The 23,382-nt window shown below is 69.9% G+C and carries 21 protein-coding genes and 1 tRNA gene; 17 read left to right on the top strand and 5 right to left on the bottom strand.

The features are described from left to right. Positions 1 to 28 precede the first annotated feature (28 nt). Positions 29 to 724, bottom strand: a complete 696-nt coding sequence (locus RBJ65_RS05580) for a hypothetical protein (protein WP_306321867.1) — start codon at positions 722 to 724, stop codon at positions 29 to 31. 120 nt (positions 725 to 844) lie between these two features. Between RBJ65_RS05580 and RBJ65_RS05585 the strand changes: the two genes are divergently transcribed. Beyond that, positions 845 to 1,648: an NERD domain-containing protein gene (locus tag RBJ65_RS05585; RefSeq protein WP_306321866.1), complete on the top strand. Its 804-nt coding sequence runs from the start codon at positions 845 to 847 to the stop codon at positions 1,646 to 1,648. A 296-nt stretch (positions 1,649 to 1,944) separates the two neighbouring features. Here RBJ65_RS05585 and ligD read toward each other — a convergent pair whose 3' ends face one another. Beyond that, entirely contained in the window at positions 1,945 to 2,826 is an 882-nt protein-coding gene (gene ligD, locus RBJ65_RS05590; protein WP_306321865.1) for a non-homologous end-joining DNA ligase, read from the bottom strand. A gap of 50 nt (positions 2,827 to 2,876) precedes the next feature. Between ligD and RBJ65_RS05595 the strand changes: the two genes are divergently transcribed. Then, positions 2,877 to 3,812 (top strand): Ku protein, encoded by a 936-nt coding sequence (locus tag RBJ65_RS05595; RefSeq protein ID WP_306321864.1) that lies wholly within the window; start codon positions 2,877 to 2,879, stop codon positions 3,810 to 3,812. A 190-nt stretch (positions 3,813 to 4,002) separates the two neighbouring features. On the opposite strand, the gene RBJ65_RS05600 is transcribed toward RBJ65_RS05595, so the two are convergent. Together RBJ65_RS05600 and RBJ65_RS05605 are read right to left on the bottom strand one after the other, a co-directional pair. After that, positions 4,003 to 5,160 carry an acyltransferase family protein gene (locus tag RBJ65_RS05600; RefSeq protein ID WP_306321863.1) on the bottom strand — a complete coding sequence of 386 codons (1,158 nt, stop codon included), beginning with the start codon at positions 5,158 to 5,160 and terminating at the stop codon, positions 4,003 to 4,005. Between the two features lie 246 nt (positions 5,161 to 5,406). After that, entirely contained in the window at positions 5,407 to 5,871 is a 465-nt protein-coding gene (locus tag RBJ65_RS05605) for a MarR family winged helix-turn-helix transcriptional regulator (RefSeq protein WP_306321862.1), read from the bottom strand. 172 nt (positions 5,872 to 6,043) lie between these two features. Here RBJ65_RS05605 and RBJ65_RS05610 point away from each other — a divergent pair, with 172 nt between their 5' ends. Genes RBJ65_RS05610 through RBJ65_RS05625 form a run of 4 tightly spaced genes read left to right on the top strand, consistent with a single transcriptional unit; the run spans position 6,044 to position 9,849 of the window. Continuing rightward, complete coding sequence (locus RBJ65_RS05610; RefSeq protein ID WP_306321861.1) at positions 6,044 to 6,958, top strand: SDR family NAD(P)-dependent oxidoreductase; 915 nt, start codon at positions 6,044 to 6,046, stop codon at positions 6,956 to 6,958. A 5-nt stretch (positions 6,959 to 6,963) separates the two neighbouring features. After that, positions 6,964 to 7,839, top strand: a complete 876-nt coding sequence (locus tag RBJ65_RS05615) for an amidohydrolase family protein (RefSeq protein ID WP_306321860.1) — start codon at positions 6,964 to 6,966, stop codon at positions 7,837 to 7,839. A gap of 21 nt (positions 7,840 to 7,860) precedes the next feature. After that, positions 7,861 to 9,375 (top strand): o-succinylbenzoate--CoA ligase, encoded by a 1,515-nt coding sequence (gene menE / locus RBJ65_RS05620; RefSeq protein ID WP_306321859.1) that lies wholly within the window; start codon positions 7,861 to 7,863, stop codon positions 9,373 to 9,375. Between the two features lie 12 nt (positions 9,376 to 9,387). Then, a complete protein-coding gene (locus tag RBJ65_RS05625) occupies positions 9,388 to 9,849 on the top strand; it encodes a MaoC family dehydratase (protein ID WP_306321858.1) in 462 nt (153 codons plus the stop codon). 78 nt (positions 9,850 to 9,927) lie between these two features. Here RBJ65_RS05625 and RBJ65_RS05630 read toward each other — a convergent pair. Next, positions 9,928 to 9,999 (bottom strand) — tRNA-Arg (locus RBJ65_RS05630). 114 nt (positions 10,000 to 10,113) lie between these two features. Between RBJ65_RS05630 and RBJ65_RS05635 the strand changes: the two genes are divergently transcribed. The 11 genes from RBJ65_RS05635 (at position 10,114) to prmC (ending at position 23,341) form a co-directional block, all read left to right on the top strand. Next, entirely contained in the window at positions 10,114 to 10,638 is a 525-nt protein-coding gene (locus RBJ65_RS05635; protein ID WP_372341381.1) for a response regulator, read from the top strand. 90 nt (positions 10,639 to 10,728) lie between these two features. After that, the gene (gene nrtL / locus RBJ65_RS05640; protein WP_306321856.1) at positions 10,729 to 11,796 is read left to right on the top strand and encodes an ArgS-related anticodon-binding protein NrtL; all 1,068 of its coding nucleotides are present in this window, start codon (positions 10,729 to 10,731) and stop codon (positions 11,794 to 11,796) included. Between the two features lie 27 nt (positions 11,797 to 11,823). After that, positions 11,824 to 13,218, top strand: a complete 1,395-nt coding sequence (gene lysA / locus RBJ65_RS05645) for a diaminopimelate decarboxylase (RefSeq protein WP_306321855.1) — start codon at positions 11,824 to 11,826, stop codon at positions 13,216 to 13,218. A 114-nt stretch (positions 13,219 to 13,332) separates the two neighbouring features. Further along, entirely contained in the window at positions 13,333 to 14,625 is a 1,293-nt protein-coding gene (locus RBJ65_RS05650) for a homoserine dehydrogenase (RefSeq protein ID WP_306321854.1), read from the top strand. Between the two features lie 14 nt (positions 14,626 to 14,639). Next, complete coding sequence (thrC, locus tag RBJ65_RS05655) at positions 14,640 to 15,698, top strand: threonine synthase (RefSeq protein WP_306321908.1); 1,059 nt, start codon at positions 14,640 to 14,642, stop codon at positions 15,696 to 15,698. 325 nt (positions 15,699 to 16,023) lie between these two features. Further along, on the top strand, positions 16,024 to 16,950 hold the full coding sequence (thrB, locus tag RBJ65_RS05660; protein WP_306321853.1) for a homoserine kinase: 927 nt from the start codon (positions 16,024 to 16,026) through the stop codon (positions 16,948 to 16,950). Between the two features lie 378 nt (positions 16,951 to 17,328). After that, positions 17,329 to 19,413, top strand: coding sequence for a transcription termination factor Rho (rho, locus tag RBJ65_RS05665; protein WP_306321852.1), 2,085 nt, complete (start codon positions 17,329 to 17,331; stop codon positions 19,411 to 19,413). 351 nt (positions 19,414 to 19,764) lie between these two features. Then, complete coding sequence (locus tag RBJ65_RS05670) at positions 19,765 to 20,868, top strand: LCP family protein (RefSeq protein ID WP_306321851.1); 1,104 nt, start codon at positions 19,765 to 19,767, stop codon at positions 20,866 to 20,868. Positions 20,869 to 21,012: 144 nt separating this feature from the next. Then, positions 21,013 to 21,237 carry a 50S ribosomal protein L31 gene (rpmE, locus tag RBJ65_RS05675; protein ID WP_055696813.1) on the top strand — a complete coding sequence of 75 codons (225 nt, stop codon included), beginning with the start codon at positions 21,013 to 21,015 and terminating at the stop codon, positions 21,235 to 21,237. Between the two features lie 105 nt (positions 21,238 to 21,342). Next, positions 21,343 to 22,419 (top strand): peptide chain release factor 1, encoded by a 1,077-nt coding sequence (gene prfA / locus RBJ65_RS05680; RefSeq protein WP_306321850.1) that lies wholly within the window; start codon positions 21,343 to 21,345, stop codon positions 22,417 to 22,419. 76 nt (positions 22,420 to 22,495) lie between these two features. Further along, the gene (prmC, locus tag RBJ65_RS05685) at positions 22,496 to 23,341 is read left to right on the top strand and encodes a peptide chain release factor N(5)-glutamine methyltransferase (protein WP_306321849.1); all 846 of its coding nucleotides are present in this window, start codon (positions 22,496 to 22,498) and stop codon (positions 23,339 to 23,341) included. Positions 23,342 to 23,382 lie beyond the last annotated feature (41 nt).

A 23,382-nucleotide genomic window follows, 5' to 3' on the forward strand; every position in this document is an offset into this window, starting at 1 on the left:
CAGGCGGGCAACCGCGGCAGCCGCCCCTTCACGAGCGACTCGGCGACGGAGTGGGGGTGCTGGGCGGCGGAGAGGAGGCGCTGGGCGACCCGGTGCGCAGGATCTCGTCCCGGGTCGGCAGCATCGCCTTCTGATGACGGTCGTACGACCAGGACGTGCGGTACTCGTATCCGGCCAGGTCGGCGGCGGCCCGCACGACGATGTTCCGGCCCGCCAGATGCACGTTGATGACGGCGTCCTTGTCATCCATGATCTGCGTCAGCTTCCCGCCGCTGTACGTGTACGTCTGCAGATACGCCTGCCGGTTCGGGGCACGCACGGCGACGAGCAGGTCGTCGTGCCCGTCACCGGTGAGATCCCGGTAGTACGCCTCGAGAACGGGACAGCCGGACGCGCCGCCCGAACACTTCGCCACGGCCCCCGCGATGTCCTCGTAGTCGTCCGGCGCGGCGGCGACCCGCGCCCGCACGATCGTGACGGGATCGACCTCCCGCAGCCTCCCGCCGGGCACCTCGACCCCCTTGACCACGGCCGTCTCCCCGGCGCCGTAGTCGTCGGCGGCGCGGGTCGCGGGCGGCAGCGTGGGCCACAGCCGCTCCGGCCCGACGGCGGTCGGCGTCGGCCCCGCGCTCTCCAGACCACCGGAGTCCCCGCAGCCCGCACAGAGCAGTCCGACGGCGGCCGCGCCGACGCCCACGAGCCCGAGCCGCCTGAACACCACCACGCTCCCGCCTCTACTCCTGCCTGCCTGTTTCGACACGTTAACGTCACGGGCCCGGCCGGGCCTGTCGGCTTATTGCCCTGCGGCGGGCTTGCTGCTCCCATGGTCGTGGGGTGATGGGGCATGAGCGGACTGCGCGTCATACCGACCTGGCGGCACGGCCAGGAGTGGCTCTACGTATGCGGGGACGACGGCAAGAACCTCGCCTGGTACGACCGGGACGCGGCCCGGGTCAACCTGCTCAGCGAGACACACCGGGCGGACGTCCTCGACGCCCTCCGCCCCTTCATCGTCGGCCAGGTCGCCATCGGCCCACCGCCGGTGCCGACCCCCGCCGAACTCGCCGGGCTCACCCTCCACCCCGACGACGACCTCGCGCCGAACCGGCCCGGCGAGGCCCTCGTCATCGCCCTCGACCGCGACCCGACGCCCCAGCGCCGGCTGCGCGCCGACCCGCGCCGCAAGGAGCTCGCCGCGCAACAGCGGGTCGGCGAGATCCTCGACGGCCTCGAAGCGGTCGGCTGGCGCGCCCTGCACTCGGTCCCGCTGCCCGGCGGCGACCACATCCACCACCTCCTGATCGGCCCCGGCGGCCTCTTCGCCCTGCACACGCTGCCGGTCAAGGGCCGCCGGGTACGGATCGGCGACCCGTGGGTGACCGTGGGCCGCGCCGACCCCCAGCCCCTCCTCCGCCGCCTGCGCGCCGACGCCTCCCGCGCCTCCTTCGCCCTGACCGCGGAGGTCCGCGCCACCCTGGTCCTGCTGGACCCCTCCCACGTAGAGACGACAACGGCCCCCCGCGACGTCCGCCTCTTCACCGCCACCGAACTCGCCCCCCTCGCCCGCACCGGCGGCCTCCTCAAACCGGCCGACGTAGAAGCCCTCCACTCCATGGCCCGCGACCGATCGACATGGACCCGCGTATAACCACCGACCATCCCAAGCCCCTGCGCACCGGCACTTGAGGCGCAACACCGTTCCGGCATCTCCAGCCCCGCCGTTCCGGAATCTCCAGCCCCGCCGTTCCGGCATTTCCAGCCCCGCCGGTTCGGTAAATCCAGCCCCGCCGGCGCTTGAGGCGCGGGGTCCGGGGCGGAGCCCCGCGTCCGTAACGCCGTTCCGGCATCTCCAGCCCCGCCGGTTCGGTATTTCCAGCCCCGCCGGCGCTTGAGGCGCGGGGCCCGGGGCGGAGCCCCGCAACCGCAACCCCATCCGCGCCACACTCACAACTCCCCAGCCACGCCCCCCTCGAACATCGACCCCAACAAATCCCCGTCCCGCTCAACCCGCCCCACCACATCCCCCACCAAGAACCGCAACTCACCCGCCACCGAACACCCCTCCACCTCCCCCCACGCCACCGGCGCCGACACAGTCGGCTCCCCCCGCGCCCGCACCGTATAAGCCACCGCCGTCGTCTTCGCCGCCGAATTCTGACTGTGGTCGACGAACACCTTCCCGCCCCGCAGACTCCGCGCCATCCGATGCACCACAAGCCCCGGCAACCCCGCCTCCGCCTCCCTCGCCACCCCCTTCGCATACGCACTGACCCGCTCCGACGCCGTCGGCACCACCGGCACCAGCAGATGCAAGCCCTTGGACCCGGACGTCTTCGGATACGCCCGCAACCCGTCCCGCGCCAACCGCTCCCGCAGCCACACCGCCACCTCGCAGCACTGCACCACATCGGCCGGCGCCCCCGGATCCAGGTCGAACACGATCCGGTCCGCGACCCCCGGCGCCTCCACCCGCCACTGCGGAGCGTGAAACTCGGTGACCAGGTTCGCCGCCCACATCAACGTCGCCAGATCCTCCACGAGAACCTGCCGCGCAACGCCGCCCCCCGACCGCGGCACCTCCGCCGTCCGCACCCAGGAGGGCGTCCCCGGCGGCACGTTCTTGGCGAAGAACCGCTGCCCCTCGGGCCCGTCCGGAAAGCGCAGGAAGGACACCGGACGGCCGGAGAGGTGCGCGAGCAGCGGCTCCGCGACGGTCGCGTAGTAGTGCAGCAGCTCACCCTTGGTGAACCCGGAGGCCGGATACAGCACCTTCTCCAGATTGCTGAGCGCGAGCCGCCGCCCCTCCACTTCTGTGATGGGCGTCATACGCTAATACTCTGACAAACCGCGCATAACGCCGAAACGGGAGGTACCCCGTGCGCTCCATATGGAACGGCGCCATCTCCTTCGGCCTGGTCAGCATCCCCATCAAGCTGGTCAACGCCACCGAGAACCACTCGATCTCCTTCCGCCAGATCCACCTGGAGGACGGCGGCCGCATCCGCTACCACAAGGTGTGCGAGCTGGAGGACAAGGAGATCCCGAACGACGAGATCGGCAAGGGCTACGAGGAGGCGGACGGCTCGATCGTCCCGATCACGGAGGACGACCTCGCCCAGCTCCCGATCCCCACGGCCAAGACCATCGAGATCGTCGCCTTCGTACCGGCCGACCGGATCGACCCGCTCCAGATGGGCACGGCGTACTACCTCCAGGTCAACGGCGCCCAGGCCGCCAAGCCGTACACGCTGCTGCGCGAGGCGCTGAAGCGCAGCAACAAGGTGGCGATCGCCAAGTTCGCCCTGCGCGGCAGGGAACGCCTCGGGATGCTGCGCGTCGTCGACGACGTCATCGCGATGCACGGCCTGCTCTGGCCCGACGAGATCCGCTCACCCCAGGACGCCGCCCCCGACTCCCACGTCAAGGTCCGCGACGCCGAACTCGACCTCGCGGACGCCCTGATGGACACGCTCGGCGAGGTCGACCTGGACTCCCTGCACGACGACTACCGGGACGCCGTGGAGGAGATGATCGCGGCCAAGTCCTCCGACACGAAGCCGACCGGGCCCAGCAAGAAGAAGGGCCCCGCGGACGGCAAGGTCATCGACCTCATGTCGGCCCTGGAAAGCAGCGTACGAGCGGCCAAGAAGGCCCGGAACGAGGGCGAGGGCGAGGCAGAGGCCGAGGCAGAGGCCGAGGTGAGACCCCTGAAGAAGACCGCCAAGAAGAAGACCACGACGGCGAAGAAGACCACGACGGCGAAGAAGACGACAAAGAAAAAGCCGACGCCTCGCAAAAAGACGTCGGCCTAACCCATTCAAGCCCGATTCAAGCCCCTGCGGCGCTTGAGCAGCGGGGCCCGGTTCGGCACTTCAAGCCCCTGCGGCGCTTGAGCAGCGGGGCCCGGTTCGGCATTTCAAGCCCCGCCGGCGATTGAGGCGCGGGGCCCGGGGCAGAGCCCCGAGACCGCAACAACCCCACCGGCCAAGAAGCGACCGGCAACTACCCCTTGGCCACCTTCGCCGCATCCCGCTTGAACGCCCACTCCATCTTGGGCTCCATCACGAACCGGAACATCCTCTGCACCGGTGGCGTACACAGCACAGTGATCAGGCTCGCCGCGAGCAACGTCACCACGACCTCACCCCACGGCGTGTGCACCCAGTCCACCTCGTACCAGTCCCAGAACCGGGACCCCTTGGCGACGAAGCCGTGCAACAGGTAGCCGTACAGCGTGCCCGCACCGAGCGCCGTGAACCACAGCTTGCGCCCCGGCACCCACGCGAAGAAGCACGCGGTGAGGATGACCGAGCAGCCGAACATGGCCAGCGTCATGACGATGCCGGTCCAGCCGGGCGCGCCCAATTCCTGCGCGCTGTCCCGGTGGTACGTCCACGCGGCGGTCATCCGCGGCGCCGCCCAGTACGCGAACAGCAGCGCACCCGCGAACACCGGAACCGCGATGATCCGCGCCTCCTTGCGGCGCACCAGCTGGAAGTGCTCCGGCTTCAGGCACAGGCCGAGGACGAAGAACGGAAGGAACTGCAGCAGCCGCTGCATGTCCAGGTCGTCGCCGATGCTGGGGGAGACGGAGGCGAGCGCGGCGATGGCGAGCGCCACCGGCAGCGGCCAGCGGATCGTCTTCCAGATCGGCGTGCTCAGCCGCCACACGAACAGCGAGACCAGGAACCAGGTCAGGTACCAGGGGTCGAGCAGGCTGAAGTCGTAGCCGGGGTCGTCACCCGCGTACCGCTTGAACAGTGTGTAGACGACCTCGAACACCACGTACGGCACGGCCACACCCGTGATCAGCCGCTTCAGCCGACCGGGGCTCGCGTCGAACGACCGCGAGAAGTAGCCGGAGATGACGATGAACGCCGGCATGTGGAACGTGTAAACGATGATGTAGAGGGCGGAGGCCGCCCGACTCCCGTCGCGCAGCGGCTCCCAGGAGTGGCCCATCGCGACGAGGACGATCGCCAGGTACTTGGCGTTGTCGTAGAACGCGTCCCGCGCCTTGCCGCCCTTCTGTGTCGCGGCGGCGGCCGGAGCGGCCGCCTGTCTCCCGGAAGCCCCGGAAGGTGAACTCGCGGGTGCGACGGCGTCCTGCTGCGCGGGCAGCGGGGCGCGATGAGCCGCGAGCTGTACCGGTTCGCTCACGATCCCTCCCGTTGGGAACCCCGGCTACCGGATACGCATCTTCCTGGATTTGTGAGGTTCAAGTGGCTGCGAGACATCGACCGCACCGTAGTCACGTGGTGGGGCGCGAGTAAACCTGGATCGGCTTCGCGTGGCGGCTCTCACAGTCCTGAGCAGGAATGACAATCGCTCAGGGGGATTCCGCACGGGTCTCCGTAACGAGAAGTCGACAACGGCCGAAAGTATCCGCCACCCGCATCCGCCGCATCACCCGCCGAGCCCCGCCTCCGCCACCCGCAACAACAGCCCGTGCAGCGCCTCGCACTCGTCCGCGTCCAGCGGTTCGAGCAGCTCGCTCGTCACCCGCAGCCCCGCCTCGTCCGTGTCACGCAGGAAGCCCCGCCCGTCATCCGTGAGGACGACGATCCGCCTGCGGCGGTCTTCGGGCGAAGGCCGCCGCTCGACGAAACCGGCCTTCTCCAGGTCGTCGACCAGCCCCACGATCGCGCTGGGGTCGTAACCGAGCCGCGCGCTCAACTCTCTCTGTGGCGCGCCCTCACCCGTGGCCAGAAAGCGCAGCACCGCGTAGTGCCGAAGCCGCAGGCCGGACTCCTGGAGCGAGGCGTTGAACAACTGCCCCGAACGCAGGCCGAGGCGGTACAGCAGATAGCCCGTGTCGGCGTGCAGCCCGCGCATCCATGGCTCGTGCGCGTCGATCGGGGCGGGGTTCATGGGGTCTCCCTACGTGGTCCTGGGCGTGGCCTTGGTGTGGTCCTGGGCGTGGTCTCGCCTCGTGCCGGGCCAGTGTCCCGCATACCCGGGTCGGCAACAACTATTGACGTCACCAATCATTGCTCTTAGCTTCTTTCTCGCCCCACGCATCGCTGGCAGGAAGGACCCGCACGTGTCCATCGATCTCACCGGCAAGGCCGCCGTCGTCACCGGCGGCGGCCGCGGCCTCGGACTCGCCTACGCCCATGCCCTGGCCGCCCACGGCGCCTCGGTCGTCGTCAACGACGTCGACGAGGCGGTGGCGGACGCCGCCGTGAAGTCCATCCGTGAGGCGGGCGGCACGGCCGTCGCCGAGGTGGTTCCGGTCGGCACCGCCGAGGCGGCGGACCGGCTGGTGGCGCGGGCGGTGAGCGAGTTCGGCCGGCTCGACGTCCTCGTCACCAACGCCGGCATCCTGCGCGACAAGGTGCTGTGGAAGATGACCGACGACGACTTCGACGCCGTCGTCACGACCCACCTCAAGGGCACCTTCACCTGCGCCCGCGCCGCCGCCGTCCGGATGCGCGAGCAGGGCGAGGGCGGCACGCTCGTCCTCGTCGGCTCGCCCGCCGGGCAGCGGGGCAATTTCGGCCAGACGAACTACGCCGCCGCGAAGGCCGGCATCGTCGCCATGGCCCGCACCTGGTCGATGGAGCTGGCCCGCGCGAACATCACGGTCAATGCGATCGTCCCGGTCGCCGCGACGGCCATGACGGAGACGATCCCGGCCTTCGCCCCGTACGTGGAGGCGATGCGCGGCGGCGACCCGCTGCCGTCCTTCCTCCGCAAGGGCGAGGGCTTCGGCACCCCGGAGGACTGCGCGGCCCTCGTCCCCTTCCTCGCGTCCTCGGCCGCGCGGGGGATCACCGGCCAGGCCATCGGCATCGGCGGCGACCGCCTCACCCTCTGGTCGCACCCGCAGGAGATCAAGTCGGCCTACGCGGACGGGGGTTGGACCCCGGACGCGGTGGCGGAGGCGTGGCCGACGTCGGTCGGCGCCGAACTCCAGACGGTCGGCATCCCGGCCCCGAAGCTCCCGGGGGAGTGACGTACATGAACATCGACGACCTCACGGCGATCGACGTCCACACCCACGCGGAGGTCTCGTCCAAGGGAAAGTCCTCCCTCGACGAAGACCTCCACGCGGCCTCGTCCACGTACTTCAAGATCGAGGGCAATCGGAAGCCGACGCTCGAGGAGACGGCCGCCTACTACCGCGAGCGGAACATGGCCGCCGTGATCTTCACGGTCGACGCCGAGTCCGCGACGGGCACGGAGCCGGTCCCGAACGAGGAGGTGGCGGAGGCGGCGGCAGCCCACCCCGACACCCTCATCCCCTTCGCCTCCATCGACCCGTTCCGGGGCCGGGCCGGGGTGAAGCAGGCCCGCCGCCTGGTGGAGGAGTACGGAGTGAAGGGCTTCAAATTCCACCCCTCCATCCAGGCCTTCTTCCCCAACGACCGCGCGCTCGCCTACGACCTCTACGAACTGATCGAGGAAACCGGCACCATCGCCCTCTTCCACACCGGCCAGACCGGCATCGGCGCGGGCGTCCCCGGTGGCGGCGGCATCCGCCTGAAGTACTCGAATCCCCTGTATGTGGACGACGTGGCGGCCGACTTCCCGCACCTCAAGATCATCCTGGCGCACCCGTCCTTCCCCTGGCAGGACGAGGCACTGGCGGTGGCCACCCACAAACCCGGCGTCCACATCGACCTCTCCGGCTGGTCCCCGAAGTACTTCCCGCCCCAGCTGATCCAGTACGCGAACACGCTCCTCAAGGACAAGGTCCTCTTCGGCTCCGACTACCCGGTCCTCACGCCGGACCGCTGGCTCTCGGACTTCGCGAAGCTGCAGATCAAGGATGAAGTCCGCCCGAAGATCCTCAAGGAGAACGCGGCCCGCCTGCTCGGCCTGACCAAGCCGTGACAACCCCTCAGGAGGTTCCGGATGCGCAACGAGGGACTGGGGTCCTGGCCCGCCCGCCGAGCCCGCAAGACCCCGCACCGCACCGCCCTGATCCACAACGGCACGACCTGCTCGTACGCCGATCTGCACGCCCGCACGACCCGCCTCGCCCACGCCCTGCGCGCACGGGGCGTGCGCCGCGGCGACCGGATCGCGTACCTCGGCCCGAACCACCCCTCGTACCTGGAGACGCTGTTCGCGGCGGGCACCCTGGGCGCGGTCTTCGTCCCGCTCAACACGCGCCTGTCGACGTCCGAACTCGCCTACCAGATACGGGACTCGGGAGCACAGACCCTCCTGCACACGGGCAACGCGGAAACCGCGACGGCCCTCTCCGTCCCCGTGACGATCGAGGCGGAGGGAGACGGGTACGAGGACCTACTCGCGACGTCCCCCGCCGACCCGGTGGACGAGTCGGTGTCGGCCGACGACATCTGCCTCATCATGTACACCTCGGGCACGACGGGCCGCCCCAAGGGCGCCATGCTCACCCACGCCAACCTGACCTGGAACGCGATCAACGTCCTCGTCGACCACGACCTGATCGCCGACGACGTGGCCCTGGTCTCGGCGCCCCTCTTCCACACGGCGGGCCTGAACATGCTCACGCTGCCCGTGCTGCTGAAGGGCGGCGCGTGCGTGCTGGTGGGGGCCTTCGACCCGGCGGCGACGTTCGACCTGGTGCGCCGCCATCGGATCACCTTCATGTTCGGCGTCCCGACGATGTTCGACCTGCTCACCCGCCAGCCCGCCTGGCCCACCGCCGACCTCTCCTCTCTCCGCCTCCTGACCTGCGGCGGCGCCCCGGTGCCCGCCCCGCTGATCGCGACGTACCAGCAACGCGGCCTCACCTTCCTCCAGGGCTACGGCATGACGGAGGCGTCCCCCGGCACCCTCTTCCTGGACGCGGAGCACGCGACGACGAAGGCGGGCTCGGCGGGCGTCCCGCACTTCTTCAGCGACGTACAGGTGGTGAGCCCGGACCTGACACCGGTGAACGTCGACGAGACCGGCGAAGTCCTCGTCCGCGGCCCACACGTGATGCCCGGCTACTGGGGCCTCCCGGACGCGACCCAACAGGCCTTCACGGACGGCTGGTTCCGCACCGGCGACGCGGCCCGCGTGGACGCCGACGGCTACGTCACCATCGTCGACCGCTTCAAGGACATGATCATCTCGGGCGGCGAGAACATCTACCCCGCCGAGCTCGAGTCCGCCCTCCTCGCCCACCCCGATGTGGCGGAGTGCGCGGTGATCGGGATCCCCGACGAGAAATGGGGCGAGGTCCCCCGGGCGGTCGTGGTGCCACGCGAGGGCACGACCCCCGACCCCCAGGCACTCCTCGCCTCCCTCACCGGCACCCTGGCCCGCTACAAGATCCCCAAATCCCTGCTCCTGACGGACGAACTCCCACGCACGGCCTCCGGCAAACTCCTCAAACCCCAGGTCCGCACCCGCTACGGCACCCCGAACCCGCGGACACAACAAGAAAGTTGAGAACAGCGAACCATGCCCCTCACCGTGAACGGCCTGGACGACCTCAAGAAGCTGAGCCCCGGCACCGACCTCGGCACCAGCGACTGGCTGGAGATCACCCAGGACCGCATCAACACCTTCGCCGACGCCACCGGCGACCACCAATGGATCCACGTGGACCCGGCCCGCGCCGCCGCCGGCCCCTTCGGCGCCCCCATCGCCCACGGCTACCTGACCCTCTCCCTCTTCATCCCCCTCTTCACCGCCCTCCTCGACGTCCAGGGCGTCACCACAAAGGTCAACTACGGCCTGAACAAGGTCCGCTTCCCGGCCCCGGTGAAGGCAGGCGCACGCATCCGCCTCAACGCTTCGCTGGAATCGGTGGAGGAGGTCGCCGGGGGAGGAGCCCAAATCACGGTGAACGGCACGATAGAAATCGAAAACTCCCCGAAGCCCGCCGCCGTCCTCCAAAGCGTCTCCCGCTTCTACGCCTGAGGGGCACCCCGCGACACGTAAAAAGACCCCGCTGCAGCGTCTCCGCTACGACGGGGTCTTCAGGCACTCCATAAAGGGTGCCCCCGGCAGGATTCGAACCTGCGCACACGGCTCCGGAGGCCGTTGCTCTATCCCCTGAGCTACGGGGGCGTGCGCCGCGCGGTGCGTGGCGACGGGTAGAACACTACCAGCTCCTTTGGGGTTCCCAGGAACGGGTTATGGCGCGGGGAACGGTGGGGTTCGGGTCGCCTGTACGGGGCGGAAGTGGGGAAAACCCGGACGCGGTGGTGGGTGCCGACCTACTCTCGAGTTGTGCCAGGCGCGTCCGGCCGAGTCCTTGTCGTGGACGACAACAAGGTCATTCGGCAGCTGATCAGGGTCAACCTCGAGCTGGAGGGCTTCGAGGTCGTGACCGCGGCCGATGGTGCCGAATGTTTGGACGTGATCGATCAGGTGCGACCCGACGTCGTGACGCTGGACGTCGTCATGCCCCGCCTCGACGGACTCCGCACCGCCGCCCGGCTCCGCGCCGACGCCCGTACGAGGTCGCTGCCCATCGTCGTCGTCAGCGCCTGCACCCAGTACGAGGTCGAGAGCGGGCTCGACGTCGGGGTCGACGCGTTCCTGGCCAAGCCCTTCGAACCCGGTGAACTGGTGCGTGTCGTACGGCAGTTGAGCGAGCGGGGGCGTTCGGCGGGCGGTGCGGGCGGGGGCTCCAGGGCGAATGTCGCGCACACCGTGGGCGCCGTGGACGACTCCGGGCCGGCCGCCAGGACCGCCGACGCCTGACCGTCCCGGCGGGCGCCCACCCGTCCGTATCCCGGATCTTCGGGGAAACCGGCTCGCCTACCCACCCCCCTCCTCCCATACGCTTGTCCCGTGACCCCCGCCGAGCTCTCCCGCACCGTCCTGCGCGCTGTCCGCCGCGCGGTCGACGACGGCGAGCTCGACGTGGCCGTGTGCGGGGCCGAGCAGCGGGTCGTCGTCGAGCGGTCGCGGCCCGGCGGGCGCGGCGACTACGCCACGAACGTCGCGCTGCAGCTCGCCCGGCCCGCCGGCCGGCCCCCGCGGCAGGTCGCCGAGATCCTGTCGCGCCGGCTCGGCGACAGCCCCGGCATCACCGACGTCGCCGTCACCGGACCCGGGTTCCTCAACTTCAGCTTGACCGGACCCGGGGCCGCGCCCGCCGCCCTCGTCGCCGAGATCCTGCGCGCCGGGCACCAGTACGGGTATGCCGATGGCGATACCGGGCGGCTCGTCCGGCTGCACGCCCCCCACGAGGTCCGTGCCGTCGTGGTCATGGAGGTCGTCGCCGACCTCCTCCGGTCCCAGGGCGCCCTCGTGCGGACCAGTTGCGCGGAGCGGCCCCGCCCCGAGTGGGTCGATGTCCTCGGTGTCACGGCGGATCTCCGGAGGGACACAAGTGACGCCCCCGACGCCGAGCACGTCACCCTCCGCCCCGTCCCCGCCCCCGCCGACCCCCTCCCGCTCGGCCGGGACGCCGCCCGCTGGGCCCTGCTCCACCCCGCCGGACACGACCACCCCCGGGTCGACGAGCGGCACCTCGCCCAGCGCGAGTCCAACCCGCTCTTCCGCGTCCAGTACGCCCACGCCCGCACCCGCGCCCTGACCCGCAACGCCGCCCGGCTGGGATTCGACGCCGCCCCCGGCGACGTAGAGGAGTACCGGGACCTCCTCGCGGCCCTCGAGGACCACCCCCGCATCCTCCGCTCCGCCGCGGAGCACCACGCCCCCGACCGGCTCGCCCGGCACCTCGTCGGCGTCGCCGACGCGTTCCTCGCCGACCTGCACCCGTACGTACTGCCCCAAGGCGAAGAGAAACCCTCGGCCGCCCACCGCGCCCGGCTCGCGCTCGCCGAAGCCGTCGGGACGGTGCTCGCAGGCGGCCTGACCCTGCTCGGCATCGACGCCCCCGCCCATGTCTAAAGAACAAGAAGTGAGCGACCCGCAGCCATGAGCCGTTCCGCGCACCCCGCAGGCCCCCGTCACGCCGATGTGCTCCCCGAGGGCCACTACTCCAGCGCCCCGCCGGCCGACCTCAACACCCTCGACCCGAAGGTGTGGGCGCAGACCGTCGCCCGTACCGGCGACGGCGCCGTCTCCGTCGGAGGCGTCGAAGTCGCCCGGCTCGCCGAGGAGTTCGGTACCCCGGCGTACTTCCTCGACGAGGCGGACTTCAGGGCCAGGTGCGCCGCCTGGCGCGACGCCTTCGGGCCCGACGCCGATGTCTTCTACGCCGGCAAGGCGTTCCTGTCCCGCGCCGTCGTGCGGTGGCTGCACGAGGAAGGGCTCAATCTCGATGTGTGCTCGGGGGGCGAGCTGGCCACCGCGCTCTCCGCCGGGATGCCCGCCGAGCGCATCGCCTTCCACGGCAACAACAAGACCGAGGAAGAGATCCACCGCGCCGTCGAGGTCGGCGTCGGCCGCATCGTTCTCGACTCCTTCCAGGAGATCGTGCGCGTCGCCCACATCGCCGACGGCCTCGGCAAGCGGCAGCGCGTACAGATCCGCGTCACCGTGGGCGTCGAGGCGCACACCCACGAGTTCATCGCCACCGCGCACGAAGACCAGAAGTTCGGCATCGCGCTCGCCGACGGGCAGGCCGCCGAAGCCGTGCGGCGCGCCCTCAAGCTCGACGGCATCGAGCTGATCGGGATCCACTCGCACATCGGCTCGCAGATCTTCGACATGGCCGGCTTCGAGGTCGCCGCGCGCCGCGTCGTCGGGCTGCTCGCCGAGGTGCGCGACGAGCACGGCGTCGAGCTTCCCGAGATCGACCTCGGTGGCGGCCTCGGCATCGCGTACACGAGCGACGACGACCCGCGCGAGCCGCACGAGATCGCGAAGGCGCTGAACGAGATCGTGACGCGTGAGTGCGAGGCGGCCTCCCTGCGGACCCCGCGTATCTCCGTCGAGCCGGGGCGCGCCATCGTCGGCCCGACCGCGTTCACGCTGTACACCGTCGGCACCGTCAAGCCCCTCGAAGGACTGCGGACCTACGTCTCCGTGGACGGCGGCATGTCCGACAACATCCGTACGGCGCTGTACGACGCCGAGTACACGGTCGCCCTCGTCTCCCGCCGCTCCGACGCCGAGCCGATGCTCGTCCGTGTCGTCGGCAAGCACTGTGAGAGTGGCGACATCGTGGTCAAGGACGCGTTCCTGCCGTCCGATGTCGCCGCCGGGGATCTGATCGCCGTGCCGGCCACCGGTGCGTACTGCCGGTCCATGGCCAGCAACTACAACCACGCGCTTCGCCCGCCCGTCGTCGCCGTCCGGGACGGCGAGGCCCGGGTGATCGTCCGGCGCGAGACGGAGGAAGATCTCCTGCGTCTCGACGTCGGATAAATGAAATCTACGTCTCACGATCCGGACCGTGGGCTGAATCCCCGGTCCGGTGGGTGAGACTGGTCCCACCGCAGAAACACGCAGAAACACGTAGTAGTAGAGAAACGAGGTCGCATGATGCGTACGCGTCCGCTGAAGGTGGCGCTGCTGGGCTGTGGGGTTGTCGGCTCAGAGGTGGCGCGCATCATGACGACGCACGCCGATGACCTCGCCAACCGGATCGGTGCCCCCGTCGAGCTCGCGGGTGTCGCCGTGCGGCGGCCGTCCCGGGTGCGCGAGGGGATCGACCCGGCGCTGGTCACCACCGATGCCACCGCGCTCGTGAAACGCGGGGACATTGATGTCGTGGTGGAGGTGATTGGTGGCATCGAGCCCGCTCGCACCCTCATCACCACCGCCTTCGAGCACGGCGCCTCCGTCGTCTCCGCCAACAAGGCGCTCGTCGCCCAGGACGGCGAGGCGCTGCACGCCGCGGCGCTCGACAATGGCGAGGACCTGTACTACGAGGCCGCCGTCGCCGGGGCGATTCCGCTGGTCAGGCCGCTGCGCGAGTCGCTGGCCGGGGACAAGGTCAACCGCGTCCTCGGCATCGTCAACGGCACGACGAACTTCATCCTCGACGCCATGGACACGACCGGTGCCGGCTACCAGGAAGCGCTCGACGAGGCCACCGCCCTCGGATACGCCGAGGCCGACCCGACCGCCGACGTCGAGGGCTTCGACGCCGCCGCCAAGGCCGCCATCCTCGCCGGGATCGCCTTCCACACCCGCGTACGCCTCGACGACGTGTACCGCGAGGGCATGACCGAGGTCACCGCCGCCGACTTCGCTTCCGCGAAGCAGATGGGCTGCACCATCAAGCTGCTCGCCATCTGCGAGCGCGCCGCCGACGGCCAGTCCGTCACCGCGCGCGTGCACCCCGCGATGATTCCGCTCTCGCACCCGCTGGCCTCCGTGCGCGGCGCGTACAACGCCGTGTTCGTCGAGGCCGAGGCCGCGGGGCAGCTCATGTTCTACGGTCCGGGCGCCGGCGGCTCGCCGACCGCGTCCGCCGTACTGGGCGACCTCGTCGCCGTCTGCCGCAACCGCCTGGGCGGCGCGACGGGACCCGGCGAATCCGCGTACACGCAGTTGCCCGTATCGCCCATGGGCGACGTGGTGACGCGGTACCACATCAGCCTCGACGTGGCCGACAAGCCCGGCGTTCTCGCGCAGGTGGCGACGGTCTTCGCCGAGCACGGTGTCTCCATCGACACCGTGCGCCAGTCGGGGAAGGACGGCGAGGCCTCCCTCGTCGTCGTCACCCATCGCGCGTCCGACGCGGCCCTCAACGGGACCGTGGAGGCGCTGCGTCAGCTCGACACCGTGCGCGGTGTCGCCAGCATCATGCGTGTTGAAGGGGAGTAGCAGGGATGACCGGAATGACCCACCAGTGGCGCGGCATCATCGAGGAGTACCGGGACCGGCTCCCGGTGACCGACACCACGCCGGTCGTGACACTGCGCGAGGGCGGCACGCCGCTCGTACCCGCGCAGGTGCTCTCCGAGCGCACGGGCTGTGAGGTCCACCTGAAGGTGGAGGGCGCGAACCCGACGGGTTCGTTCAAGGACCGCGGCATGACCATGGCCATCACGAAGGCCAAGGAGGAGGGCGCGAAGGCCGTCATCTGCGCCTCCACCGGCAACACCTCGGCGTCCGCCGCCGCGTACGCCGTGCGCGCCGGCATGGTCTGCGCCGTGCTCGTGCCGCAGGGCAAGATCGCCATGGGCAAGATGGGCCAGGCGCTCGTCTACGGCTCGAAGATCCTCCAGGTCGACGGCAACTTCGACGACTGCCTCAACCTCGCCCGCGCCCTCTCCGAGAACTACCCGGTGGCGCTGGTCAACTCGGTGAACCCGTACCGCATCGAGGGCCAGAAGACGGCCTCGTTCGAGATCGTGGACGCCCTCGGCGACGCCCCCGACATCCATGTGCTGCCCGTCGGCAACGCCGGCAACATCACGGCGTACTGGAAGGGCTATCAGGAGTACGCCGCCGACTCGGTGTCGTCCCGTACGCCGCGCATGTGGGGCTTCCAGGCCTCCGGCAGCGCGCCGATCGTGCGCGGCGAGGTCGTCAAGGACCCGTCGACGATCGCCACCGCGATTCGCATTGGCAACCCCGCCTCGTGGCAGCACGCGCTCGCCGCGCGCGACGACTCGGGCGGCGCCATCGACGAGGTGACGGACCGTGAGATCCTGCGCGCCTACAAGCTGTTGGCGTCCCAGGAGGGTGTCTTCGTGGAGCCCGCGTCCGCCGCGTCCGTCGCCGGTCTGCTGAAGGCCGCCGAGGAGGGCAAGGTCGACAAGGGGCAGAAGATCGTCTGCACCGTCACCGGCAACGGCCTCAAGGACCCGGACTGGGCCGTCGCAGGCGCCCCGCAGCCCGTCACCGTCCCGGTCGACTCCGCCGCGGCCGCCGAGCGTCTCGGGCTCGCCTGAGGGGTTCGCCTGAGGGGTTCGCCCGAAACACGCGACACCGCAGGACACTTAGGCGACACTGACACCTCGTCAACTGGGCTTTTGTGGACAGGGGGTGCACAGGGGGGCTTACGACACGCATCGTGCGCCTCCTGTGCGCCCTATGTCGCCACTGAACCTTCCTTCGATAGGCTGTATCGAACCCGCCCACCGCATATGCCGTGGTCCGCCGCCGTTTTGTCTCTCGCGGCCCGGGTGTCGACACACGCATCACAAGAACATCGACGCATCACAAGACATCGGACGTTCTCGAAACATCCCGCAGCTCAAGGAGAGTCATCCAGCGATGGCCGGTCCTGCTTTCCGCGCCGCCGCCGTAAGGGTGCGCGTCCCCGCCACCAGCGCCAATCTCGGCCCGGGTTTCGACTCGCTCGGCCTGTCGCTGGGGCTCTACGACGACGTGGTCGTCAGGGTCGCCGACTCCGGGCTGCACATCGACATCGCGGGCGAGGGCTCCGAGACCCTCCCGCGCGACGAGTCGCACCTGCTCGTACGGTCCCTGCGCACGGCCTTCGACGCCCTCGGCGGACAGCCGCGCGGCCTGGAGATCGTCTGCGCCAACCGCATCCCGCACGGCCGCGGCCTCGGCTCCTCGTCCGCCGCGATCGTGTCGGCCGTCGTCGCCGCGCGCGCCGTGACGATAGGCGGCGAGGCCCGGCTCGACGACGCCGCGCTGCTCGAACTCGCCACCGAGATCGAGGGCCACCCGGACAACGTGGCCCCCTGCCTGCTCGGCGGCTTCACCATCGCGTGGACGGAGACCGGCGCGGGGCGTGCGGTCCGTCTCGACGCGGCCGGTTCCATCGTTCCGGTGGTTTTCGTCCCCGGAAAGCCCGTCCTCACCGAAATGGCGCGAGGACTGCTGCCGCGCACCGTCCCGCACGTGGACGCCGCGGCCAACGCGGGCCGGGCGGCCCTGCTCGTCGAGGCCCTGACCAGGCGCCCCGAGCTGCTGCTCCCGGCCACCGAGGACCGCATTCACCAGGAGTACCGGGCGCCCGCGATGCCGGAGAGCGCCGCACTGGTGGAGCGGCTGCGGGCCGACGGGGTGCCCGCGATGATCTCCGGGGCGGGGCCGACGGTCCTCGCCCTGGTGGAGGAAGAAACGGCCGACAAGGTCGCCCGGCTTGCCGGAGAGGGCTGGGCGGCCAACCGCCTCGCCCTCGACGCCGACGGAGCGAGCGTGCTGCCGCTCGGCTCCCACAGCGTCTGATCAAATGCGTCCGGTTGCCGGATTACGAGAGGGGGAATGTTTGTTGGATCCGGTAGTGTTAACCTCAAGTCTGCACCCGGCCCTACCATGGCGAGGTGCTGTGTGTCCCCGTCAGGGACAACCATTCTTCCGGGAGCCTCCCCAGCGATTCTGTGCGTCGTTCTCATCTGTCATGACAGTCGGGACACAGCACTGAAGAGTGGCGAGCACGCTCCGGAACAGGCGTGAACCATCGGGCAGCGCCTTCACCACCGAATTCTTCCGCCTCAGCGGCGGACAACCGCCCCGGCACGGTCCGTACAGGCAGGACCACCGCCGGACAGCACAACCGGTCGCCGAGCCAGACAGGCCGACGTCCGCTCCAGGGAAGGACCCTTCGTGAGCGACACCACCGATCTGATGGGCGTGACTGCCGACAGCTCTGCTGCCGCGCCCGCCGCGTCTGCAGGGGAAGCCTCTGCTACGCCTGCCCGGCGGCGCCGCGGTACCGGCCTTGATGGCATGGTGCTGGCCGAGCTGCAGCAGGTCGCATCGGGCCTCGGAATCAAGGGCACCGCGCGGATGCGCAAGAGCCAGTTGATCGAGGTCATCAAGGAGGCGCAGTCCGGGGGTGGCAACTCCCAGGCCGCCCCGGCGAAGAGCGCCGACGCCGCCGAGACGAAGCCGAAGCGGCGGGCCACCTCGAAGGCCCGTACCGGCGAGGAGTCCACGGCCGACGCCGCGCCCGCCAAGTCGGGGGCCAAGGCCGAGAAGGCGCAGCAGGCCGAGACGGCCGACGCCAAGGCGAAGAAGGCCACCGCCCAGCAGCAGATCGAGATCCCCGGCCAGGGCGCGGGCGACGAGCAGCCGGCCGGCGAGCGTCGCCGCCGCCGGGCGACCGCCGACGCGGGCAGCCCCGAGTCGGCCACCGCCGAGGCCAAGTCCGACACCCGGCAGGACCGCCAGGACAAGCAGGACCGCCAGCAGGACAAGCAGCAGGACGGCGGTGACGGCAACAAGGGCGACGGCGGCCAGGACGGCGGCAACAACCACGAGGGCCGTCGCGACCGTCGTGACCGTGACCGCGACCGCGACCGGGACCGCCAGGGCAACCGTGGTGGCCGCGACCGTGACCGCCGCGGCGGCAAGGGCGACGACCAGGGCGGCAACAACCAGGGCGGCGGCCGGAACAACCAGCAGGGCGGCGGCCGGAACAACCAGCAGGACGACGGCTACGACGACGACGGCGGCGGCCGCCGCGGGCGCCGGGGCCGTTACCGCGACCGCCGTGGCCGTCGCGGGCGCGAGGACTTCGGCAATGAGCCGCAGATCTCCGAGGACGACGTCCTGATCCCCGTCGCGGGCATCCTCGACATCCTCGACAACTACGCCTTCATCCGTACGTCGGGCTACCTGCCGGGTCCCAATGACGTCTACGTCTCGCTGGCCCAGGTCCGCAAGAACGGCCTGCGCAAGGGCGACCACGTCACCGGCGCCGTGCGGCAGCCGAAGGAGGGGGAGCGCCGCGAGAAGTTCAACGCGCTCGTCCGCCTCGACTCCGTCAACGGCATGGCGCCCGAATCCGGGCGCGGGCGGCCGGAGTTCAACAAGCTGACGCCGCTGTACCCGCAGGACCGGCTCCGCCTGGAGACCGACCCGGGTGTGCTCACGACCCGCATCATCGACCTCGTCTCGCCCATCGGTAAGGGCCAGCGCGGTCTGATCGTGGCCCCGCCGAAGACCGGCAAGACCATGATCATGCAGGCGATCGCCAACGCGATCACGCACAACAACCCCGAGTGCCACCTGATGGTCGTCCTCGTCGACGAGCGTCCGGAAGAGGTCACCGACATGCAGCGGTCGGTGAAGGGCGAGGTCATCTCCTCGACCTTCGACCGCCCCGCCGAGGACCACACCACGGTCGCCGAGCTCGCCATCGAGCGCGCCAAGCGCCTCGTGGAGCTGGGCCACGACGTCGTCGTGCTGCTCGACTCGATCACCCGCCTGGGCCGCGCGTACAACCTCGCCGCCCCGGCCTCAGGCCGCATCCTGTCCGGTGGTGTCGACTCGACCGCCCTGTACCCCCCGAAGCGCTTCTTCGGCGCCGCGCGCAACATCGAGGACGGCGGCTCGCTGACCATCCTCGCCACCGCGCTCGTCGACACCGGGTCCCGCATGGACGAGGTGATCTTCGAGGAGTTCAAGGGCACCGGCAACGCCGAGCTCAAGCTCGACCGCAAGCTCGCCGACAAGCGCATCTTCCCGGCGGTGGACGTGGACGCGTCCGGCACCCGTAAGGAAGAGATCCTGCTCGGCAGCGACGAGCTGGCGATCACCTGGAAGCTGCGTCGCGTGCTGCACGCGCTCGACCAGCAGCAGGCGATCGAGCTGCTGCTCGACAAGATGAAGCAGACGAAGTCCAACGCGGAGTTCCTGCTGCAGATCCAGAAGACGACGCCGACGCCGGGCAACGGCAACGACTGACGTTCCGTAGGGATCGAAGGGCTGGGCCCCGCCGCACCACGCGGCGGGGCCCAGCCCTTTTCCCTGCGCGATCCGCGCTGGTCGGGCCGTTTCCGGGTACTCGGCGTTCGGAGACCTTCACCACATGTATAAGGATCTGTGCCTTCTGTGAAGCATGCGGCACATGGATACGAAAGCGCAGGTGAGAGGGGTACAGGCCATTGGCCCCACTACGCTCCGTCGTGTCGTGTGGCCGGAGTGCGCACAGTCGTCTGTGCAACCCTTCATGGCGGTCCGCCGTCACACCGAGTGAATCCAGGCGGACCACACCTGTAGAAGCAGCCGAAGAGGCAGACGAACCTGCGAGGAGCTATGCCGGACCGTGACAGCAAGCCCGGGCGCCACCGCAGCGCCAAGGGCAGCCGCCGCAAGCCGCGCAGCGGGCGCAGCAAGGCGCTGCGTGCCGCGGCGTGGAGTGCCGCGGGCGTCGTCGTCCTTGGCGGCACCGGCCTTGGCTACGTCTACTTCCAGCTCAACGGCAACATCAAGAGCGTCGATATCAACTCGCAGCTGGGCACCGACCGGCCGCAGAACGTGGACAACGGCTCGCAGGACATCCTCGTCCTCGGCTCGGACTCCCGTGAGGGCAAGAACGAGAAGGTGGGCGGCGGCTCCGACGAGGGCTCCGCGCGCTCGGACACCGCGATGGTCGTGCACATCTACAAGGGCCACAAGAAGGCCAGCGTCGTCTCCATACCCCGGGACACGCTGATCGACCGGCCCTCGTGCACCGACAAGGACGGCAACGAGTACCCGGCCCAGCAGGACGCCATGTTCAACTCCGCGTACTCGACGGGCGGCGCGGCCTGCGCCGTGAAGACCGTCGAGTCGATGAGCGGGATTCGCATGGACCACTACGTAGAGGTCGACTTCGCCGGGTTCCAGCAGCTGATCGACGACCTCGGGGGCGTCGAGGTCACCACCACGAAGGCGATCAACGACCCCGACAGCCACCTGAACCTGTCCGCCGGCACGCACACCCTCACCGGCGAGCAGTCGCTCGGCCTCGTGCGCACCAGGCACGGCGTCGGCGACGGCAGCGACCTGGGCCGCATCCAGCTGCAGCAGGCGTTCATGAAGGCCCTGATGGACCAGATCAAGAACGTCGGCGTCTTCACCAACCCGAGCAAGCTGTACGCGCTCGCGAACACCGCCACGAAGACGGTGACGACGGACTCGCAGCTGGCCTCGGTGAAGGACCTGACCTCGTTCGCGAACGGGCTCAAGGGCATCGGCTCCGGCGACATGAACATGACGACGCTGCCGGTGAAGTACGACCCGAACGACGCCAACCGCGTCCTGCTGGACGAGACCAACGCGGACAAGGTCTGGAAGGCCCTCAAGCACGACCGGACCATCCCGAAGTCGGCCACCGCGGACTCCGCGAAGGGCAGCGCCGGCAGCGTCGTGAAGTAGCCGGGACCGGTCCGGGAATAGTTCCGGACCCTCCCCGGTTTTGGGGGATACGGCCTGTCCTGGCAGACTGGTACGTCGGCCCCGGTTCACGCTCCCGCATCCCGCGTCAGCGACCCGGCGCCCTCCATGAACCTAGGAGACACCTTGAAGCGCGACATCCACCCCGAGTACGTCGAGACGCAGGTCTCTTGCACCTGCGGCGCGTCGTTCACCACCCGTAGCACCATCTCGTCCGGCACCGTCCGTGCCGAGGTCTGCTCCGAGTGCCACCCGTTCTACACGGGCAAGCAGAAGATCCTCGACACCGGTGGCCGTGTGGCCCGCTTCGAGGCCCGCTTCGGCAAGGCTGCCGGCTCCGCCAAGAAGTAGCGAAGCTCCAGCGCCGGTCCGCGGTGCCCCTGTTTTCGCAGGGGCACGGGGACCGGCGCTTTGCGGTGCAGCCCCCTTTCGAACCCGTAACTGCAGGAGCCGGAGATGTTCGAGGCCGTCGAGGAACTGATCGGTGAGCACGCCGATCTGGAGCAGAAGCTCGCGGACCCCTCGGTCCACGCCGACCAGGCCAACGCGCGCAAGCTCAACAAGCGCTACGCCGAGCTGACCCCGATCGTCGCCACGTACCGCTCCTGGAAGCAGACCGGGGACGACATCGAGGCGGCGAAGGAACTCGCCGCCGACGACCCGGACTTCGCGGCCGAGGTCAAGGACCTGGAAGCGCAGCGCGAGGAGATCACCGAGAAGCTGCGGCTGCTCCTTGTACCCCGCGACCCGTCCGACGACAAGGACGTGATCCTCGAGATCAAGGCCGGCGCAGGCGGCGACGAGTCCGCGCTGTTCGCGGGCGACCTGCTGCGCATGTACCTGCGCTACGCGGAGCGCATCGGCTGGAAGACCGAGATCATCGACTCCACCGAGTCCGAGCTGGGCGGCTACAAGGACGTCCAGGTCGCCGTGAAGACCAAGGGCGGGAACGGCGCGACCGAGCCCGGCAACGGCGTGTGGGCCCGCCTCAAGTACGAGGGCGGCGTGCACCGCGTGCAGCGCGTGCCGTCGACCGAGTCGCAGGGCCGCATCCACACCTCGGCCGCAGGCGTGCTGGTCACGCCCGAGGCGGAGGAGGTCGACGTCGAGATCCACGCGAACGATCTGCGCATCGACGTGTACCGCTCGTCAGGACCCGGTGGGCAGTCCGTCAACACGACCGACTCAGCCGTCCGCATTACGCACATCCCCACCGGCGTCGTCGCTTCCTGCCAGAACGAGAAGAGCCAGCTGCAGAACAAGGAGCAGGCGATGCGTATCCTGCGCTCCAGGCTCCTCGCAGCGGCTCAGGAGGAAGCGGAGAAGAACGCCGCCGACGCCCGCCGCAGCCAGGTCCGCACCGTCGACCGCTCCGAGAAGATCCGTACGTACAACTTCCCGGAGAACCGCATCTCGGACCACCGCGTGGGCTTCAAGGCCTACAACCTGGACCAGGTGCTCGACGGCGAGCTCGACGCCGTGATCCAGGCGTGCGTCGACGCGGACTCGGCCGCCAAGCTGGCCGCCGCGTAAGCCCCTCTGCACGACGCGTACGAACCGTACGAACCGTACGACCCTGACGTTCAACAGCTCAGCCCGGAGGACCAGCGTGAACCTGCTGCTCGCGGAAGTGGCCCAGGCCACCCAGCGGCTGGCCGACGCCGGCGTGCCCTCGCCGCGCAACGACGCGGAGGAGCTCGCCGCCTTCGTGCACGGCGTCAAGCGGGGCGAGCTGCACATGGTCAAGGACGCGGACTTCGACGCCCGGTACTGGGAGGCGACCGCGCGCCGCGAGGCCCGCGAGCCGCTCCAGCACATCACCGGGCGCGCCTACTTCCGCTACCTCGAACTCCAGGTGGGCCCCGGAGTGTTCGTGCCGCGCCCCGAGACCGAGTCGGTCGTCGGCTGGGCCATAGACGCCGTCCGCGCGATGGACGTCGTCGAGCCGCTCATCGTCGACCTGTGCTCCGGCTCCGGCGCCATCGCGCTCGCGCTCGCCCAGGAGGTCCCGCGCTCGCGCGTGCACGCCGTGGAGCTGTCCGAGGACGCCCTCCAGTGGACGCGCAAGAACGTCGAGGGGTCCAGGGTCGACCTGCGCCAGGGCGACGCCCTCACGGCCTTCCCGGACCTCGACGGCCAGGTCGACCTCGTCATCTCCAATCCGCCGTACATCCCGCTCACCGAGTGGGAGTACGTCGCCCCCGAGGCCCGCGATTACGACCCCGACCTCGCCCTGTTCTCCGGCGAGGACGGCCTCGACCTCATCCGCGGCATCGAGCGCACCGCCCACCGCCTGCTGCGCCCCGGCGGCATCGTCGTCATCGAGCACGCGGACACCCAGGGCGGCCAGGTGCCGTGGATCTTCACCGAGGAGCGGGGCTGGGCGGACGCCGCCGACCACCCCGACCTGAACAACCGACCGAGGTTCGCGACGGCCCGTAAGGCGCTGCCGTGACCGACACGTTGTTCTTCGAGTTTTCAGAGTCCGCAGAGTTT

The organism is Streptomyces sp. KL109B (assembly GCF_030766935.1).
Classification (GTDB): Bacteria; Actinomycetota; Actinomycetes; order Streptomycetales; family Streptomycetaceae; genus Streptomyces.

Coding starts and splice junctions, on each gene's coding strand:
- RBJ65_RS05670 (WP_306321851.1), top strand. CDS start 19,765: ATGCCGGACCGTGACAGCAAGCCCGGGCGCCACCGCAGCGCCAAGGGC.
- RBJ65_RS05605 (WP_306321862.1), bottom strand. CDS start 5,871: ATGAACCCCGCCCCGATCGACGCGCACGAGCCATGGATGCGCGGGCTG.
- RBJ65_RS05625 (WP_306321858.1), top strand. CDS start 9,388: ATGCCCCTCACCGTGAACGGCCTGGACGACCTCAAGAAGCTGAGCCCC.
- thrC (WP_306321908.1), top strand. CDS start 14,640: ATGACCCACCAGTGGCGCGGCATCATCGAGGAGTACCGGGACCGGCTC.
- RBJ65_RS05650 (WP_306321854.1), top strand. CDS start 13,333: ATGATGCGTACGCGTCCGCTGAAGGTGGCGCTGCTGGGCTGTGGGGTT.
- prfA (WP_306321850.1), top strand. CDS start 21,343: ATGTTCGAGGCCGTCGAGGAACTGATCGGTGAGCACGCCGATCTGGAG.
- menE (WP_306321859.1), top strand. CDS start 7,861: ATGCGCAACGAGGGACTGGGGTCCTGGCCCGCCCGCCGAGCCCGCAAG.
- RBJ65_RS05615 (WP_306321860.1), top strand. CDS start 6,964: ATGAACATCGACGACCTCACGGCGATCGACGTCCACACCCACGCGGAG.
- RBJ65_RS05585 (WP_306321866.1), top strand. CDS start 845: ATGAGCGGACTGCGCGTCATACCGACCTGGCGGCACGGCCAGGAGTGG.
- ligD (WP_306321865.1), bottom strand. CDS start 2,826: ATGACGCCCATCACAGAAGTGGAGGGGCGGCGGCTCGCGCTCAGCAAT.
- lysA (WP_306321855.1), top strand. CDS start 11,824: ATGAGCCGTTCCGCGCACCCCGCAGGCCCCCGTCACGCCGATGTGCTC.
- thrB (WP_306321853.1), top strand. CDS start 16,024: ATGGCCGGTCCTGCTTTCCGCGCCGCCGCCGTAAGGGTGCGCGTCCCC.